The sequence below is a fragment of the Pantoea graminicola genome (genome assembly GCF_048452665.1).
GTDB lineage: Bacteria > Pseudomonadota > Gammaproteobacteria > Enterobacterales > Enterobacteriaceae > Pantoea.
Window position 1 is genome coordinate 442,993 of the sequence record NZ_JBLWSJ010000002.1, and the last position, 16,925, is coordinate 459,917.

Consider the following 16,925-nt stretch of genomic DNA (forward strand, 5'->3'; position numbering starts at 1 on the left):
CATGTGGAGCCTGCACTGATGACGCTCCTGACGGGGTCACAATGCGCCTCAAGACAGAGACAACTTCTGAACCAATGGCACTGGGTGCGGAAATGCAGGAAGCTGCGTAATTGTCTCAATTCCCTCCGGACGTGTCGGACGGGACAAAAATAACGCTTTGCTCGCTGGCAGAACGATGCGGCAAAGTGCATTAAATAATAAATTATACTTAATCATTTTTGACTTCAAAATGGAAATGATTTTGTGAAAAGCGCTGTAAATTTTGTGCCAAAGGCATTTACGGACCCTTATGCCACATTACTGATCACTTTTTAAGCCTTCAGCATTCTGAAATTTAGTGAGGAAGTGTTAAGTGCGGCTCACAATCGTGCGACCTGAGTCTCATATGCGCCTCTTCTTCAGGCACTTTTTCCGCGCTTGCGTGGCCTTAAAATGGCGACCCTTAAGCGCTGTTAAGGCGTCATCCTGGCGGATAGCCCAAAAACGCCTGAAAATTGATCGTTTGTAAAATATATTTTAACTATTTCACTAAGTGGGTATTTCCTGTTCCGGGAAAAACGTTGCGGCGTACCCTCTTTATTGCCCGACCATCTGCAAAGCGATATGTGGGCTGGGCTCGGCTTTCACCAGATTAAAATATCGAAACAGTAATCAATAGTGGTTTTATTAACCGCCCTTCTCCCCACTCTATCATTTTTACGCTGTGCGCCGGGCGAAAAGTTGTTGAACCCGCCAAAACGGGGCACCGCCCTTCTTTTGTGTCCGTGAGGAGAGTACATTGTGCTGGTTCGATTTCTGTGGCAGCCGAAAGGATGCTGCCCATTAAGGCGGTAACAATGACTTTTCAAATTGATAAATCCGGAAAACTCGATAACGTCTGCTATGACATCCGTGGTCCGGTATTGAAAGAGGCGAAGCGCCTCGAAGAAGAAGGCAACAAAGTTCTTAAACTGAACATCGGCAACCCCGCGCCGTTTGGTTTCGAAGCGCCCGATGAGATTCTGGTTGATGTGATTCGTAATCTGCCCAGCGCGCAGGGCTATTGCGACTCCAAGGGTCTCTATTCCGCCCGTAAAGCGATCATGCAGCATTACCAGGCGCGCGAGATGCGCGATGTCACGGTAGAGGACATCTACATTGGTAACGGCGTTTCAGAGCTGATCGTACAGGCGATGCAGGCGCTGCTGAACAGCGGCGATGAGATGCTGGTGCCCGCCCCGGACTATCCCTTATGGACCGCCGCCGTTTCGCTCTCCAGCGGTAAAGCAGTGCATTATCTGTGTGACGAGTCAGCAGGCTGGTTCCCGGATCTGGATGATATCCGCAGCAAGATCACTCCCCGCACGCGCGGGATCGTCATTATCAACCCCAACAACCCGACCGGCGCGGTGTACAGCAAAGAGCTGTTGTTGGAAGTGGTGGAGATTGCGCGTCAGCACAACCTGATCATCTTCGCCGATGAGATTTACGACAAGATCCTCTATGACGAGGCCCAGCATCACTCTATTGCGGCACTGGCACCCGATCTGCTGACGGTTACGTTCAATGGCCTTTCCAAAACGTATCGCGTTGCCGGTTTCCGTCAGGGCTGGATGGTGCTGAACGGGCCGAAAAAGCATGCAAAAGGTTACATTGAAGGGCTTGAGATGCTCGCCTCTATGCGTCTCTGCGCCAATGTGCCGGCACAGCATGCTATTCAGACGGCACTGGGCGGCTATCAGAGCATCAGCGAATTTATCATGCCGGGCGGTCGTCTTTATGAGCAGCGCCAGCGCGCGTGGGAACTGATTAACGACATCCCGGGCGTCAGCTGTGTGAAGCCACAGGGTGCGCTCTATATGTTCCCGAAAATTGACGCAAAAAAATTCAATATCTTCGACGACCAGAAGATGGTGCTGGATTTCCTGTTGCAGGAGAAAGTGCTGCTGGTTCAGGGCAGCGCGTTTAACTGGCCGTGGCCCGATCATCTGCGCATCGTGACGCTGCCGCGTGTGGACGATCTGGAGATGGCGATCAATAAGTTTGGCCGTTTCCTGCAAGGCTATCGTCAGTAATCACGCGCGCGTATACTGACGCTATTTGGGGAGAGCCGATCTCTCCCCTGCCGGCCAACAGGAACGCGCATGACTCAAAGCCATTTCTTTGCTCACCTCTCACGTCTTAAGCTGATCAATCGCTGGCCCCTGATGCGCAATGTGCGTACCGAAAATGTGTCCGAGCACAGCCTGCAGGTCGCCATGGTGGCGCACGCCCTGGCCGTGATCAAAAACCTTAAGTTCAGCGGAACGCTCAATGCCGATCGCATTGCGATGCTGGCGCTCTATCACGACGCCAGTGAGGTACTCACCGGGGATTTACCAACGCCGGTGAAGTATTACAACGCGCAGATCGCCCACGAATATAAGAAGATCGAGAAGATTGCCCAGCAGAAGCTGATCGCGATGCTGCCCGAAGAGTTTCAGGCGATCTATGCGCCGCTGATCGACGAGCATCAGCACAGCGAAGAGGAGCAGGCCGTCGTAAAGCAGGCGGATGCGCTCTGTGCTTATGTAAAATGCCTTGAGGAGCTCTCTGCCGGGAACAACGAGTTCTTACTGGCCAAAGCGCGGCTGGAGAAGACGCTGGCGCAGCGGCGTTCACCGGAGATGGATTACTTCGTTGAGGTATTTATTCCGAGTTTCAGCCTGTCACTGGATGAGATCTCGCAGGAGACACCGCTGTAACCCGACGGCCAGGCCGCCGGGCTCTGCTTACTCTTTCTGACCGAAGCTGAAGCTGCCGTCAGACTTACGGGTTATCGCCAGCTGGGCCAGTGAGTCGAGCTGAAGCGCGACCTCATCCAGGCGTGGCGTGTGCGCGGAGGGCTTGATCGCGACCACCGCACAGCCCGCGCTCAGGCCGGATACGATCCCTGCGGGAGCATCTTCGGCCACCACACAGGATGATGCCGCTAAGCCGAGCTTCTCCGCGCCCAGCAGATAGGGATCGGGCTCGGGTTTTCCTTTTGCAACCTGCTCCGCCGTAATGAACACGTCAGGCGTCGGTAAGCCCGCAGCCCGATGACGCGCATGCGCCACCGGCATTGAGCCGGACGTGACGATCGCCCAGGGGATCTGCAGCGCATTCAGCTGGTTTAGCAGCGATGCTGCGCCTGGCAGCGCCTGCACGCCCTCTGTGTCCGCCGCCTCCGCCTGTTCCAGCGCGATAAACTCTGCCTGAATCGCGGCTTCCGGCTGGCCTGCCATAAAATGACGCAGAGAGGTAATCGCCTGTTTGCCGTGAATGAAATCCAGAATCTCATCCGCCGCGATGCCATGACGGGCACCCCACTGGCTCCAGGCTCGTTCAACGGCTGGCAGGGAATCCACCAGCGTGCCGTCTAAATCAAAAAGAAAACCTCTGTAGGTCACGCGCTCCTCCTCATCAGGCATTAATCACTTGCGCAATTTCATTTGCACTCAAATGGTACTGGCGCGGACAAGTCTGCCATAAAGCCAGCATGCGTTGATACTTTTCCCACATCGGGGTCTGCGCATTAAAGCCGTGCGTACCGGATTCGAAGTGAGTGTAACGCCCTTCTGTATTGACCATGAAGCGTACATAGCCCAGCAGGCGGGCTTCTGTGACGGCATCGAAGCCCAGGAAAGCGAGCCGCCGTTCATCCAGCTGCGGGCGCTCTTTGAGATTCGACCAGGAGACGTGAAGCGCGTGATGCATTTCCATGATGTCGATAACCGTCCGGCAGACCGTTTCGCTGAGTTCGCCACACTCCTTGTCCAGCTCCCGCATCTGCAGCGCGTAACCGCGTTCGATAATGGTCTGGTAGCGGCGAAAGCGCTCGGCATTCTCCGGTTCAAGCATGGCCATGATTTTATACTGGTTGGTGAGTATCAAACGCTGTGCATGGGTCATTTCCATCATTCGCTCCCGGTCAGAGACCGCTCAGTTAACCGACAATAGCGTGATGATTGCATAGCGTCAGCGACACGGACATCGCCGTATCGCCTTTCATTGATTTGGCCGCAGGTCAGCGGTAAATATTATACCGCCAGCCCGGGAAAGATCAGAGATCGTCGAGGAAAGTGCGGTCGAGCTGTTTAAACGCGCGCTTCAGCAGATCGGCCAGCGCCTGATAGGTTGGCTTGCCCTCTACCGGAGCGATCGCCTGCCCCGCTTCTTCCAGCCGGGTACGCACTTCGTGAAACCAGTTCAGCAGCGTCGGCGGCAGTGGCGTGACAGAGCGTTTACCCAGCCACCACAACCCCTGCATCGGCAGGCTGCAGGCAAACAGCGCCGTCGCCACGGCCGGACCTAACTGCCCGCCCATCGCAATCTGCCAGGTCAGCGTAAAGATCGCCAGAGGCGGCATAAAACGAATGGCGAAACGGGTCGCCGTTGAAACGCGATTTTCCGGGAACACGGGTGCCAGGCGCTTATCAGCAGGCCAGGTCTTCATATAGTGCTGGCCGCGCTGAAATATCCGAAACCAACTGGTACTGCCAGATTCATTCGCCATGGCTCACCTCAACTAATACTGCAAAGATTAAAAAATAGTTACAACTACACAACTTTACGTGACATCCTTCAATTATTTTTGTCTTTAAAGGGGACTCCGGCTATCCTGACGCCGCTCCGATACCCTTCGGATGCGGAATGCGCCTTTGGGAAGAGGCCTGAGCCCTATTTTTGACAAGGCAATTTTCAAATTTTCACGTAAGATTAACGAAATTTTTTGCGGAAAAGCAGAATTCTGTCTACCGCATGATGTTTGTCATTAATCTACCAGCTTTCATGGGCTACGCTGTTAGTCTGATTGCGTTTTATTTAGCCACTCTCAAAAAATAGGTACTTCCATGTCGAGTAAGTTAGTTCTGGTCCTGAACTGTGGCAGCTCTTCCCTCAAGTTTGCCATCCTTAACCCTGCAAGCGGTGAAGAATTCCTGTCGGGCCTGGCAGAATGTTTCCACCTTCCTGAAGCCCGCATCAAATGGAAGCTGGAAGGCGAAAAACAGGAAGCGCCTCTGGGTGCTGGCGCAGCGCATAGCGAAGCGCTGAACTTTATCGTTAAAACCATTCTGGCACAAAAACCTGAGCTGTCGGCACAAATTGCTGCAATCGGTCATCGCATCGTTCACGGTGGCGAGAAGCTGACGCAGTCTGTCGTCATTACGGAAGAGGTAGTTCAGGGCATTAAAGATGCCGCCTCTTTTGCACCGCTGCATAATCCGGCTCACCTGATCGGGATTGATGAAGCGATGAAAAACTTCCCTCACCTGTCAGATAAGAATGTGGCGGTATTCGACACGGCTTTCCATCAGACAATGCCGGAAGAGTCCTATCTCTACGCCCTGCCGTACAAACTGTATAAAGAGCATGGCGTCCGTCGCTATGGCGCGCATGGCACCAGCCACTTCTACGTGACCCACGAAGCCGCCAGAATGCTGAACAAGCCGCTTGAGTCACTGAACATCATTACCTGTCACCTCGGCAACGGCGGTTCCGTTTCCGCGATTCGCAACGGCGAGTGCGTAGACACCTCCATGGGTCTGACCCCGCTGGAAGGTCTGGTCATGGGCACCCGCAGCGGTGACATCGACCCGGCCATCGTCTTCTTCCTGCACGACACCCTGGGCATGAGCGTCGACGCCATCAATAAACTGCTGACCAAAGAGTCCGGCCTGCTGGGCCTGACCGAAGTGACCAGCGACTGCCGTTACGTGGAAGATAACTACGCCACTAAAGAAGATGCGAAGCGTGCGATGGATGTCTTCTGTCATCGTCTGGCGAAATATATCGGCAGCTACACTGCGCTGATGGATGGCCGCCTTGACGCCGTGGTCTTTACCGGCGGCATTGGTGAGAACGCCGCGATGGTGCGTGAACTTTCACTGAAAAAGCTCGCGCTGCTCGGCTTTGATGTTGACCACGATCGCAACCTGGCAGCCCGTTTCGGCAAGTCAGGCTACATCAATAAGGAAGGCACCCGCCCGGCGCTGGTGATCCCGACCAACGAAGAGCTGGTCATCGCCCAGGACGCCGCGCGTCTGACCGCCTGAGTCCTTTTCGCCGTCAGCCCAGGCTGACGGCGTTGTTTCTGACACCCAGCCATGACTGAGAGGTTTAAACGTGTCACGTACAATAATGCTCATTCCGACCGGCACCAGCGTCGGCCTGACCAGCGTCAGTCTCGGTGTGATCCGCGCGATGGAGCGCAAAGGCGTCCGCCTCAGCGTATTCAAGCCGATTGCCCAGCCACGCAGCGGCGGCGACAACCCGGATCAGACCACCACCATCATCCGTAAAAACTCCTCCATTCCTGCCGCCGAACCGCTGCAGATGTCACGCGTGGAATCACTGCTGGGTTCGAACCAGCAGGATGCGCTGATGGAAGAGATCATCTCCCGTTACCATGCCAGCAGCCAGAATGCTGAGGTGGTGCTGGTTGAGGGTCTGGTGCCGACCCGTAAACATCAGTTCGCCAACGCGCTGAACTATGAAATCGCCAAAACCCTGAACGCGGAAATCGTCTTCGTGATGGCGCTGGGCAATGACTCTCCGGCACAGCTCAAAGAGCGCATCGAGCTGACACAGAGCAGCTTCGGCGGCCAGAAGAACAAAAATATCACCGGCGTGATCATCAACAAACTCAACGCGCCGGTTGACGATCAGGGGCGTACCCGCCCTGACCTGTCAGAGATTTTCGATGACTCGTCCAAAGCCAGCATCGCCAACATCGATCCTAAACAGCTCTTTTCGGACAGCCCGCTGCCAGTGCTGGGCTGCGTACCGTGGAGCTTTGATCTGATCGCAACCCGTGCGATCGATATGTGCCGCCATCTGGATGCCCGCATCATTAACGAAGGTGAGATTCAGACCCGCCGGGTAAAATCGGTTACCTTCTGCGCGCGCAGTATCCCGCACATGCTGGAACATTTCCGTCCGGGCTCACTGCTGGTCACCTCAGCCGACCGCCCCGATGTGCTGGTCGCCGCCTGTCTGGCCGCCATGAACGGCATTGAGATCGGTGCCATCCTGCTGACCGGTAACTACGAGATTGACGACCGCATCGCCCGTCTTTGTGAACGCGCCTTCCAGACCGGCCTGCCGGTGTTTATGGTGAAAACTAATACCTGGCAGACCTCACTGAGCCTGCAGAGCTTCAACCTGGAAGTGCCGGCTGACGATACGCAGCGCATCGAGAAGGTGCAGGAGTATGTCGCCGGCTACATCAACGCGGAGTGGATTGAGTCCCTGACCGCCACCTCAGAGCGCAGCCGTCGCCTTTCACCGCCAGCCTTCCGCTATCAGCTGACCGAGCTGGCGCGTAAAGCGGGCAAACGCGTGGTGCTGCCAGAGGGCGATGAGCCGCGTACGGTGAAAGCCGCCGCCATCTGTGCCGAACGCGGTATCGCGACCTGCGTTCTGCTGGGCAACCCGGATGAGATCCAGCGCGTCGCTGCGGCTCAGGGTGTTGAACTGGGTAAAGGCGTAGAGATTGTTGATCCTGAACAGGTGCGTGAAAACTACGTGCCGCGCCTGGTCGAACTGCGTAAGAATAAAGGCATGACCGAAGTGGTCGCTCAGGAGCAACTGGAAGATAACGTGGTGCTGGGCACCATGATGCTGGAGAGCGGCGAAGTCGATGGTCTGGTGTCCGGTGCAGTACACACCACCGCCAACACCATTCGTCCGCCACTGCAGCTGATCAAAACCGCCCCGAACAGCTCACTGGTCTCCTCCGTGTTCTTTATGCTGCTGCCGGAGCAGGTGCTGGTCTACGGTGACTGCGCGATTAACCCCGATCCAACGGCTGAGCAGCTGGCAGAGATTGCTATTCAGTCAGCCGATTCTGCCAAAGCCTTTGGCATCGATCCGCGCGTGGCGATGATCTCCTACTCTACCGGCACATCAGGTGCAGGCAGCGATGTGGAGAAAGTCCGTGAAGCGACCCGTATCGCTCAGGAGAAACGTCCGGATCTGGTGATTGATGGTCCGCTGCAGTATGACGCCGCGATCATGGAAGATGTGGCGAAATCGAAAGCGCCAGACTCGCAGGTTGCCGGTCGCGCAACGGTGTTCATCTTCCCGGATCTCAACACCGGTAACACCACCTATAAAGCGGTACAGCGTTCAGCTGACCTGATCTCTATCGGGCCGATGCTGCAGGGTATGCGTAAGCCGGTCAACGACCTGTCGCGCGGCGCACTGGTAGATGACATCGTCTATACCATCGCTCTGACCGCCATTCAGTCCCAGCAGGCGGAAGGCTAACCTCTGGTGCTCACGAAAAAGGCATGCCGCAGGGCATGCCTTTTTTTTTGCCGGTTAGCCGGCAATACGCCCGGTCACGCGACCGGGAGCGTTCACTCAGGCGCGGTTATCGCCGTTGCGGCTCATCCAGAGTGACAGCGCTTTCAGCGAATCGTCAGTGAACTCGTCACAGCGCGCAGTGATCTCATCGGGCGTCATCCAGATAATCTCATCGACTTCCGACTCCTGCATGGCGAAAGGCCCATGCGAGACGCAGCTGAAGAGACCGCCCCAGACGCGGCAGTGCTGATCTTCGAAGTAGAATTTGCCATGCTCAGCAAACGGCACCGCGGCAATCCCCAGCTCCTCTTCTGCTTCACGGCGCGCAGATTCAAGCATATCTTCACCGCTCTGCACTACGCCGCCTGCGGTCGCATCCAGCTTGCCCGGCATAAAATCTTTTATCTCAGTGCGGCGCTGCACCAGAATCCTGCCCATGCCGTCATGAACCACGATATAGGTGGCACGATGACGCAGACACTGAGCACGCATCTGCGCGCGTGTCGCCTGAGCAACGACTTCATTCTCTTCGTTAACGATATCGACCCACTCGATGCCGTCACCCGCGGTTTGATCCACCATCAGTAACCCTTTCCAGTTTGGCGTACACCTGGGTACGCAGTTTGCCACGTCGTTATTTTTATGTGGCGTAAGGTAATCACTTCCGCCAGCCTGAGCAAGCCCTGGCGCTTACCGATTTTTACCACTTTCTGCTAATCACAGCTGTACCGAGGCTCGCTGCCACTGAAACTCAGCATAATGCCGAAGACGAGCGGGCAAGGGGTCGCCATGCAGGACCAGCCGGTTAAGCATCACCGCCAGATCGGTATCGGCAATGGACCACTCGCCAAACAGGTTCTGCTGCCCGTCCGGCAGCAGGCGCTCGACCGCGGTAATCAGTTTATCCACCGCCTGCTGCGCAGAGGCCGTCAGCGGCGCAAAGCGTTCTCCGGCAAACAGCACCTCGGTCGGTCGCTCCTGACGGATCCAGAGAAAATCGCTGCGCAGCCAGGCCTGGATTTCCCGGGCGCGGGCGCGCTTCTCCCGGTCACGGGGATACAGGCGTTCAAATTCGGGTGCCGGGAACCGCTCTTCGAGATATTCGGTAATTGCCGAAGATTCGCTTAACAGAAAAGTATCGATTTGCAGGGTCGGAACCCGGCAGGTCAGCGACAGCGCGCGGTACGCCTCGGCATATTGCTGATTCTGAGACAAATCGACGCGTTTAAGCTGAAAGGGGATCCCTTTTTCGGAGAGAGCAACATAGGCCGACATGGCGTAAGGACTGAAAAATGATGAATCGGACCACAGGGTGATGGGCGGATAATTCATCGGTTACCTCAATTGGCTGTCAGGGTTGCATCATGTTTACCGATTTTTTTTTGGGAAGGCAACGGCGGGCTCATCCGATCTCTGCTGCCGGAAGAAGAAAGCGCGACGCGACGCACGATAGAGTGGCACGACTCTTCTATGCTGAAAGGTGCAAATAACAAAAACATCAAGGGAGCCGCAACATGCACATTCTCATTACCGGTGGCACGGGACTGATTGGCCGTCACCTGATTCCGCGCCTGCAGCAGCTGGGGCATCAGATCAGCGTGGTGACGCGGGATGTGGTCAGCGCGCGTGAGAAACTGGGCGATCAGGTCGCGCTCTGGTCCGGTCTGGCACAGCAGCCGGACCTGAATAATATCGATGCGGTAATTAATCTGGCGGGCGAACCGATCGCCGATAAACGCTGGACGGAGCCTCACAAGCAGCAACTGTGCGAGAGTCGCTGGCAGATCACCGAGCAGATCGCCTCCCTGATCAACGCCAGCAGTACGCCGCCCGCCGTACTGATCTCAGGATCGGCGACCGGCTATTACGGCAATACCGGCGATCTGGTGCTGACGGAAGAGGATCAGGGTCACGATGAGTTTACCCATCAGCTTTGCGCCCGCTGGGAGCAGCTTGCGCTGGCGGCGGAGAGCGAACGAACCCGCGTCTGCCTGCTGCGCACCGGCGTCGTGCTGGCCCCCGAAGGTGGCGCGCTCAGCAGGATGAAACTGCCCTTTAAGCTCGGGATCGGCGGCCCGCTCGGCAGCGGCAAGCAGTATATGCCGTGGATCCATCTGGATGATATGGTCAACGCCATCCTCTGGCTGCTGGATCATGACGATCTGCGCGGCCCGTTCAACATGGTCGCGCCCTACGCGGTGCGCAATGAGCAGTTCGCCGCCACGCTGGGCCGGGTAATGCATCGTCCGGCCTTTATGCGCACGCCGGCCAGCGCCATTAAGCTGATGATGGGAGAGTCGTCGGTTCTGGTGCTGGGCGGACAGCATGTGCTGCCAAAGCGGCTGGAAGCCTCTGGTTTTGGCTTCCGCTGGTACGATCTGCAGGAGGCGCTGCAGGATGTGGTGAAGGCTTAAGCTTCTGCCCGCGCCGATCCGACGCGGGCAGTGGCTTACTTCAGCGACCCTTTCAGGAACTGCTGTAAACGCGGGCTTTGCGGATTGCCGAACAGCTCGGCAGGCGGCCCCTGCTCTTCGATTTTGCCCTGATGCAGGAAAATCACATGGCTGGAGACGTGACGGGCGAACTCCATCTCGTGGGTAACAACCACCATGGTTTTGCCCTCTTCCGCCAGCTTCTGCATGATACGCAGCACCTCACCGACGAGCTCCGGGTCCAGCGCAGAGGTCGGTTCGTCGAACAGGAGCACCTCCGGCTCCATCGCCAGCGCGCGCGCAATCGACACGCGCTGCTGCTGGCCCCCTGAGAGGTGCACCGGATACTTCGCCTGGGCGCGCGCATCGATGCCCACTTTATCCAGATAGCGTATGGCGCGTTCACGCGCGTCCGCTTTACTCAGCCCCAGCACCTGAATCGGTGCTTCCATCACATTCTCCAGCACCGTCATGTGGCTCCAGAGATTAAAGTGCTGGAACACCATGGTCAGGCTGGTGCGTAACGCCCGCAGCTGCTCCTTGTCCGCCACTTTGAGCTGGCCATCTTTGTCGCGTACCAGCGTGATCTGCTGATTATTGACCACGATGGCGCCTTCACTCGGTTTTTCGAGGAAGTTGATGCAGCGTAAAAAGGTACTTTTCCCTGAACCGGACGAGCCAATGATACTGATCACATCGCCCGCCTGAGCCGTCAACGAGACCCCTTTCAGCACTTCATGTTCACCGTAACGCTTATGCAATTCGGTGACGCTTAATTTGTTGTCAGCCATAGTTCTACTCAATGCGATGAAGAGGGTTTCACGTGAGCCAGCCAGCGGCGTTCCGCCAGGCGGAACAGGCTGATCAACACGTAAGAGATAATCAGATAGAGCACAGCCGCCAGACCAAAAGCGGTAAACGGCTGATAGGTTGCGGAGTTAATATCCCGCGCGATTTTCAGCAGATCCGGCACCGTGGCGGTAAAGGCCAGCGCCGTAGAGTGCAGCATCAGGATCACTTCGTTGCTGTAAACCGGCAGCGCCGTCCGCAGCGCCGAGGGCAGGATGATGCAGCGATAGAGTTTAAAGGTGGAGAAGCCGTAGGCCCGCGCCGCTTCGATCTCGCCGTGGGGCACCGAGCGAATCGCTCCCGCGAAGATTTCCGTGGTATAGGCGCAGGTATTGAGCGTAAACGCGAGCAGCGTACAGTTCAGTCCGCTGCGGAAAAAGGCGTTCAGCAGTTCCGAGCCCTTCACAACTTCCAGCGTATACATGCCGGAGTAGAACACCAGCAGCTGCACATAGAGCGGCGTACCGCGAAACACGTAGGTGAAAAGCCAGACCGGAAAACTGATAAAGCGGTTAGGCGAAACCCGCGCGATCGCCAGCAGAATCGCCAGACATCCGCCCAGCGTCACCGACAGGATCAGCAGCCACAGGGTGATGGCGACGCCGGTAAAACGGTAGCCGTCGGTCCAGAGCAGCGATTTCCAGTATTCCTGAATAATATCAATCATAACTCGCCCTCTTCACGCCGACGGTATAGCGCCGGTTCAGCCACCACAGCACCCCGTTGGAGAGGGTGGTAAACACCAGATAGATCACACCGGCGACAATGGCGAAGTAGAACGGCTGCCAGGTGCTTTTGCCTGCCAGCTGGGTCGCCTTCACCACATCCTCCAGCCCCAGCAGCGAAACCAGTGCGGTGGCTTTCAGAATGACCTGCCAGTTATTGCCGATCCCCGGCAGCGCATAGCGCATCATGGCGGGGAACAGAATACGACGAAACACCTGCGCGCTGGTAAAGCCAAACGCGGTGGCCGCTTCGATCTGCCCTTTCGGCACCGCCATAAAGGCGCCACGGAAGGTTTCGGTAAAATAGGCACCATAGATAAAGCCGAGCGTGATGATACCGGCCACCATCGGGTCGATATCAAACTGCGCCATGCCCAGCGCATCGGTAACCTGGTTGAGGACAATCTGCAGACCATAGAAGATCAGCAGCATCAGTACGAGGTCAGGTACGCCGCGAATCAGCGTGGTGTAGCCTTCAAAGACGAACGCCAGTGGCCGGTTGCGCGACAGTTTTGCGCCAGCGCCTATCAGGCCCAGCAGCACTGCCAGCAGCACAGAGGTCAGCGCCAGCTCCAGCGTCACCAGGGTGCCCCGAAGAATTACATCAGAATAGCCATACAGCATCGAGAGGGTCCTGTCGTGGGGTGAAAACGAAACGCTGCCCGCCAGCGTCCGACGGGCAGTTTAGCTCTATCTCGTGGTTGCAGACACCCTCTGCCCTGAGCGAAGCGGCTCAGGCGGGCAGAACGGCGTACTGCAGAGCGGATAAAGCGACAGGATGGTTAGTCGCCGTACACATTAAAGTCGAAGTATTTCTTCGCAATCTTGTCGTAGGTGCCATCTTTACGCATTTCAGTAAACGCTTTGTCGATGGCCGCTTTCAGCTCGCTGTCATCTTTACGCAGACCCAGGCCGGTGCCGACGCCAAAAATCTTGTCATCTTTCACGGCAGGACCGGCGAACGCGTAGTTCTTACCGACCGGCTGCTTCAGGAAACCTTCACTGGCCTGCACTTCATCCTGGAAGGCCGCATCGATACGTCCGGCATTCAGATCCTGATAAACCAGATCCTGGTTGGCGTAAGGCGTGATGGTCACCCCTTTTGGCCGCCAGTTCTCATTGGCATAGGTTTCCTGCGTGGTGCCCTGCAGCAGACCGATATTTTTCCCTTTCAGCGACTCGATGGTCGGTTCGATTTTAGAGCCTTTCGGTGCCACTAAACGCGCATTTGCCGCGTAGAGTTTTTCTGAGAAGGCGATCTCTTCCTGACGTTTGGCGGTGATCGAGAGTGAGGAGATGATGGCGTCGATTTTCTTCGCTTTCAGCGACGGGATCAGCGCATCAAAGTCACTTTCCACGTAGGTACACTGGGTATGAATGCGTTTACAGATTTCGTTAGCGAGGTCGATGTCGAAGCCCACTAACTTGCCTTGCGCGTTTTTCGACTCAAACGGTGGGTAAGTTGGGTCTGTGCCGATACGGATGGAACCCGGTACCGCCGCAAAAACGCTGGCAGCACTGGATAAGCCCAGCATCAGGGAAAGAGCCAGAACACGCTTTTTCATAGATTACCCTCAAGTAAAGTGCTTTTTGTTATGTGGTTCATGATGTGCTTGCGCAAATTAATCTGCATGTTTCATGCCAGTTCTGCAAGTAATCCACGCAGTTAGCGTGATGTCAGACAGGTGAAAACGCTGTGTTTGTGAGGGGAATATAGCAGCGAAGTAAAAGAGAAAAAGCGACGTTGTTAACTTTTGGTGCATCAAATGCACGAAGAGTGATCCGTGGCGCGCTTATGCACTAAATAAGTGCGCCAGCGGAACTTTATGCACCCTGCCAGCGCGTGAAAAGATCTTCCGGCAGTTCAATATCAAACTGGTCGATGACCCGGTTTACGGTCTGATCGATCAGCTGGTCGATGGTTTCAGGACGGTGATAAAACGCCGGCACGGGCGGCATGATAATCGCCCCCAGCTCTGCCGCGGTCGTCATCATCCGCAGGTGTCCCACGTGCAGCGGAGTTTCCCGCACGCACAGCACCAGCTTGCGCTGCTCTTTCAGTACCACATCAGCGGCGCGGGTCAGCAGCGAATCGCTGTAGCTATGTACGATGCCCGACAGCGTTTTCATCGAGCAGGGTAAGATCGCCATGCCCAGGGTTTTAAACGAGCCGGACGAGATGTTTGCTGCAATATCGCGCACGTCATGCACCACATCGGCCAGCGCCTGCACATCGCGCAGCGAATAGTCGCTCTCCAGCCCCAGGGTCTGACGCGCCGCGTTGCTCATGACCAGATGCGTTTCCACCCCTTCCACCTGCTGCAGCACCTGCAGCATGCGCACGCCGTAGATCACCCCGCTTGCGCCAGAGATGCCAATGATGAGTCGTTTCATAGTCCAACCTTATGTCTGCCAGTGCGCCATCATACGCGGCCAGCGGGATTCTGAAAACAAACAGGGCGGGATTGCTCCCGCCCTGCTCTATGCGACCCGGCTTAACACCGCATCAGCCTTCGTTGTGCAGCTCAAGGTTCTCGACCTCGTTCTGACGCTGCAGCGCTTTGGCATCATCGTTACGCAGCGATTCGAGATACTCCAGATACTGCTGATCGACATCTTTGGTGACGTAGACGCCGTTGAACACGGAGCACTCAAACTGGGCAATCTCCGGGTTCTCTTCACGCACCGCCTCGATCAGATCGTCCAGATCCTGGAAGATCAGCGCATCGGCTTTGATCAGCTGACGAATCTCTTCCACTTCACGACCGTGTGCGATCAGTTCGGTGGCGCTCGGCATATCGATACCGTAGACGTTCGGGAAACGGATCTCCGGGGCCGCAGAGGCCAGATAGACCCGTTTCGCGCCCGCTTCACGCGCCATCTCGATAATCTGCTCGGAGGTGGTGCCGCGCACGATCGAGTCATCCACCAGCAGCACGTTTTTATCACGGAATTCGGCACGGTTCGCGTTGAGCTTGCGGCGCACCGCGCTGCGGCGTAACTGCTGACCTGGCATGATAAAGGTACGGCCCACGTAGCGGTTCTTCACAAAGCCCTGACGATAGGGTTTGTCGAGAATACGGGCAATTTCCAGCGCGATATCGGTTGAGGTCTCCGGAATCGGGATCACCACATCGATATCAAGATCTTCCCATTCGCGGGCAATCTTCTCGCCCAGCTTGGTGCCCATGCGAACGCGGGCGCTGTAGACCGAGATTTTGTCCAGGAAAGAGTCAGGACGGGCAAAATAGACATACTCGAACAGGCACGGATTGCTCTTCGGGTTTTCCGCACACTGGCGGGTCGAGAGCTGGCCCTGCTCGGTGACATAGACCGCTTCGCCGGGTGCCACGTCACGAATGAACTCAAAGCCCAGCGTATCCAGCGCCACGCTCTCGGAGGCGACCATGTATTCGGTGCGGCCGTCGGCGATGACGCGCTTACCCAGCACCAGCGGACGGATGCCGTTCGGATCGCGGAAGGCGACCATACCGTGACCGATAATCATTGCGACGACGGCGTAGGCGCCACGCACCTGCTGATGCAGGGCGGCGACCGCCGCAAAAATGTTGTCGGCTTCCAGCGGGTCGTTCTGGAAACGGTCTAACTCCTGCGCAAAGATATTCAGCAGGATTTCAGAATCTGATGTGGTGTTAACGTGACGACGGCCCTTTTCGAACAGGTGCTTACGCAGCACATGGGCGTTAGTCAGGTTACCGTTGTGCGCCAGGGTAATACCATACGGCGAGTTTACGTAGAAAGGTTGCGCTTCAGAGGCACTGGAGCTTCCCGCTGTGGGATACCGCGCGTGACCAATCCCCATGTTGCCCTGCAGACGCTGCATGTGGCGTGCTTCGAAAACGTCGCTGACCAGGCCGTTTGCCTTTCGCAGGCGAAAACATTTCAGCGCATCGATAGTACAAATGCCTGCGGCATCCTGCCCGCGGTGCTGGAGCACCGTTAACGCGTCATAGATCGACTGGTTGACCGGCATGAAACCGGTGATACCGACAATACCGCACATGTTGTCATTTCCTCATTAAGCCGCACTCCCGGTCACATCACCGGGGTAAAAAACTCGACGTGCTTTTCAGGTAATCAAAAAACCACCTGATGATATAACTGAACTCGGGAATGAGTTGGGACTGCTGCCAGTCCGGACTTCTGGAAAAGCCAGTGAATGTATCAAGGAAGAACAGCAAAGCGGCTACGATCAGCACACCCCGCAACGCCCCGAAACAGACGCCCAACACCCGGTCGGTTCCCGACAGGCCGGTTTTTTCCACCAGCGAGCCGATAACGTAGTTCACGATAGCCCCCACAATCAGGGTAGCCACAAACAGCACACCGATGGCGATACCGTTACGAACCAGTTCGTCGTCAAAGCCTGTAAACCAGACTGCAAGGTAGGCGTAGTAATGACTGGCGACAAAAAACGCGCATCCCCAGGTAACGAGAGATAAGGCTTCCCGGACAAACCCGCGAACGAGGCTGACCAGAGCCGAAAAACCAACTACCGCAATAATGACGTAATCAATCCAGATCATGAACTTTTCCAGCGCCAGTGCAATTGCACCCCTGCATCCAGTTCGGGGCGCATTCTAACAGA

General features: G+C 56.3%; 17 protein-coding genes. 5 read left to right on the forward strand and 12 right to left on the reverse strand.

Annotated elements, in window-relative coordinates:
* The first annotated feature begins 836 nt into the window (after window positions 1-836).
* Window positions 837-2,054, forward strand: a complete 1,218-nt coding sequence (locus ACNY69_RS06005; protein WP_293771996.1) for a pyridoxal phosphate-dependent aminotransferase — start codon at window positions 837-839, stop codon at window positions 2,052-2,054.
* A gap of 69 nt (window positions 2,055-2,123) precedes the next feature.
* Window positions 2,124-2,723, forward strand: a complete 600-nt coding sequence (yfbR, locus tag ACNY69_RS06010) for a 5'-deoxynucleotidase (protein WP_111140469.1) — start codon at window positions 2,124-2,126, stop codon at window positions 2,721-2,723.
* A gap of 27 nt (window positions 2,724-2,750) precedes the next feature.
* On the opposite strand, the gene ACNY69_RS06015 is transcribed toward yfbR, so the two are convergent.
* From ACNY69_RS06015 to yfbV, 3 genes are all read right to left on the reverse strand, one after another.
* On the reverse strand, window positions 2,751-3,410 hold the full coding sequence (locus ACNY69_RS06015; RefSeq protein ID WP_111140470.1) for a sugar phosphatase: 660 nt from the start codon (window positions 3,408-3,410) through the stop codon (window positions 2,751-2,753).
* Window positions 3,411-3,423: 13 nt separating this feature from the next.
* Window positions 3,424-3,918, reverse strand: a complete 495-nt coding sequence (locus ACNY69_RS06020; RefSeq protein ID WP_111140468.1) for a YfbU family protein — start codon at window positions 3,916-3,918, stop codon at window positions 3,424-3,426.
* A 145-nt stretch (window positions 3,919-4,063) separates the two neighbouring features.
* The gene (yfbV, locus tag ACNY69_RS06025) at window positions 4,064-4,516 is read right to left on the reverse strand and encodes a terminus macrodomain insulation protein YfbV (protein WP_111140467.1); all 453 of its coding nucleotides are present in this window, start codon (window positions 4,514-4,516) and stop codon (window positions 4,064-4,066) included.
* A 337-nt stretch (window positions 4,517-4,853) separates the two neighbouring features.
* Between yfbV and ackA the strand changes: the two genes are divergently transcribed.
* Together ackA and pta are read left to right on the forward strand one after the other, a co-directional pair.
* On the forward strand, window positions 4,854-6,056 hold the full coding sequence (gene ackA / locus ACNY69_RS06030; protein ID WP_111140466.1) for an acetate kinase: 1,203 nt from the start codon (window positions 4,854-4,856) through the stop codon (window positions 6,054-6,056).
* A gap of 85 nt (window positions 6,057-6,141) precedes the next feature.
* Window positions 6,142-8,271: a phosphate acetyltransferase gene (pta, locus tag ACNY69_RS06035; protein WP_111140465.1), complete on the forward strand. Its 2,130-nt coding sequence runs from the start codon at window positions 6,142-6,144 to the stop codon at window positions 8,269-8,271.
* Window positions 8,272-8,367: 96 nt separating this feature from the next.
* Here the strand turns inward: pta and yfcD are convergent, their stop codons facing one another.
* Complete coding sequence (gene yfcD / locus ACNY69_RS06040) at window positions 8,368-8,892, reverse strand: NUDIX hydrolase YfcD (RefSeq protein WP_293772003.1); 525 nt, start codon at window positions 8,890-8,892, stop codon at window positions 8,368-8,370.
* A gap of 135 nt (window positions 8,893-9,027) precedes the next feature.
* Window positions 9,028-9,642: a glutathione transferase gene (gene yfcF, locus ACNY69_RS06045; RefSeq protein WP_418797583.1), complete on the reverse strand. Its 615-nt coding sequence runs from the start codon at window positions 9,640-9,642 to the stop codon at window positions 9,028-9,030.
* 182 nt (window positions 9,643-9,824) lie between these two features.
* Here yfcF and ACNY69_RS06050 point away from each other — a divergent pair, with 182 nt between their 5' ends.
* A complete protein-coding gene (locus ACNY69_RS06050; RefSeq protein ID WP_367395660.1) occupies window positions 9,825-10,724 on the forward strand; it encodes a TIGR01777 family oxidoreductase in 900 nt (299 codons plus the stop codon).
* Between the two features lie 35 nt (window positions 10,725-10,759).
* Here the strand turns inward: ACNY69_RS06050 and hisP are convergent, their stop codons facing one another.
* From hisP to cvpA, 7 genes are all read right to left on the reverse strand, one after another.
* Window positions 10,760-11,533 (reverse strand): histidine ABC transporter ATP-binding protein HisP, encoded by a 774-nt coding sequence (gene hisP / locus ACNY69_RS06055; protein WP_111140461.1) that lies wholly within the window; start codon window positions 11,531-11,533, stop codon window positions 10,760-10,762.
* Between the two features lie 8 nt (window positions 11,534-11,541).
* On the reverse strand, window positions 11,542-12,258 hold the full coding sequence (locus ACNY69_RS06060) for an ABC transporter permease (protein ID WP_293772006.1): 717 nt from the start codon (window positions 12,256-12,258) through the stop codon (window positions 11,542-11,544).
* Entirely contained in the window at window positions 12,251-12,940 is a 690-nt protein-coding gene (locus ACNY69_RS06065; RefSeq protein ID WP_111140459.1) for a histidine ABC transporter permease HisQ, read from the reverse strand. Before ACNY69_RS06065 ends, ACNY69_RS06060 begins: the two co-directional genes overlap by 8 nt.
* A gap of 158 nt (window positions 12,941-13,098) precedes the next feature.
* Window positions 13,099-13,881, reverse strand: coding sequence for a lysine/arginine/ornithine ABC transporter substrate-binding protein ArgT (argT, locus tag ACNY69_RS06070; RefSeq protein WP_418797587.1), 783 nt, complete (start codon window positions 13,879-13,881; stop codon window positions 13,099-13,101).
* 259 nt (window positions 13,882-14,140) lie between these two features.
* Entirely contained in the window at window positions 14,141-14,710 is a 570-nt protein-coding gene (locus tag ACNY69_RS06075; RefSeq protein ID WP_293772011.1) for a UbiX family flavin prenyltransferase, read from the reverse strand.
* Between the two features lie 112 nt (window positions 14,711-14,822).
* Window positions 14,823-16,340: an amidophosphoribosyltransferase gene (gene purF / locus ACNY69_RS06080; protein WP_111140456.1), complete on the reverse strand. Its 1,518-nt coding sequence runs from the start codon at window positions 16,338-16,340 to the stop codon at window positions 14,823-14,825.
* Between the two features lie 37 nt (window positions 16,341-16,377).
* On the reverse strand, window positions 16,378-16,863 hold the full coding sequence (gene cvpA / locus ACNY69_RS06085; protein WP_111140455.1) for a colicin V production protein: 486 nt from the start codon (window positions 16,861-16,863) through the stop codon (window positions 16,378-16,380).
* Window positions 16,864-16,925: the final 62 nt, after the last annotated feature.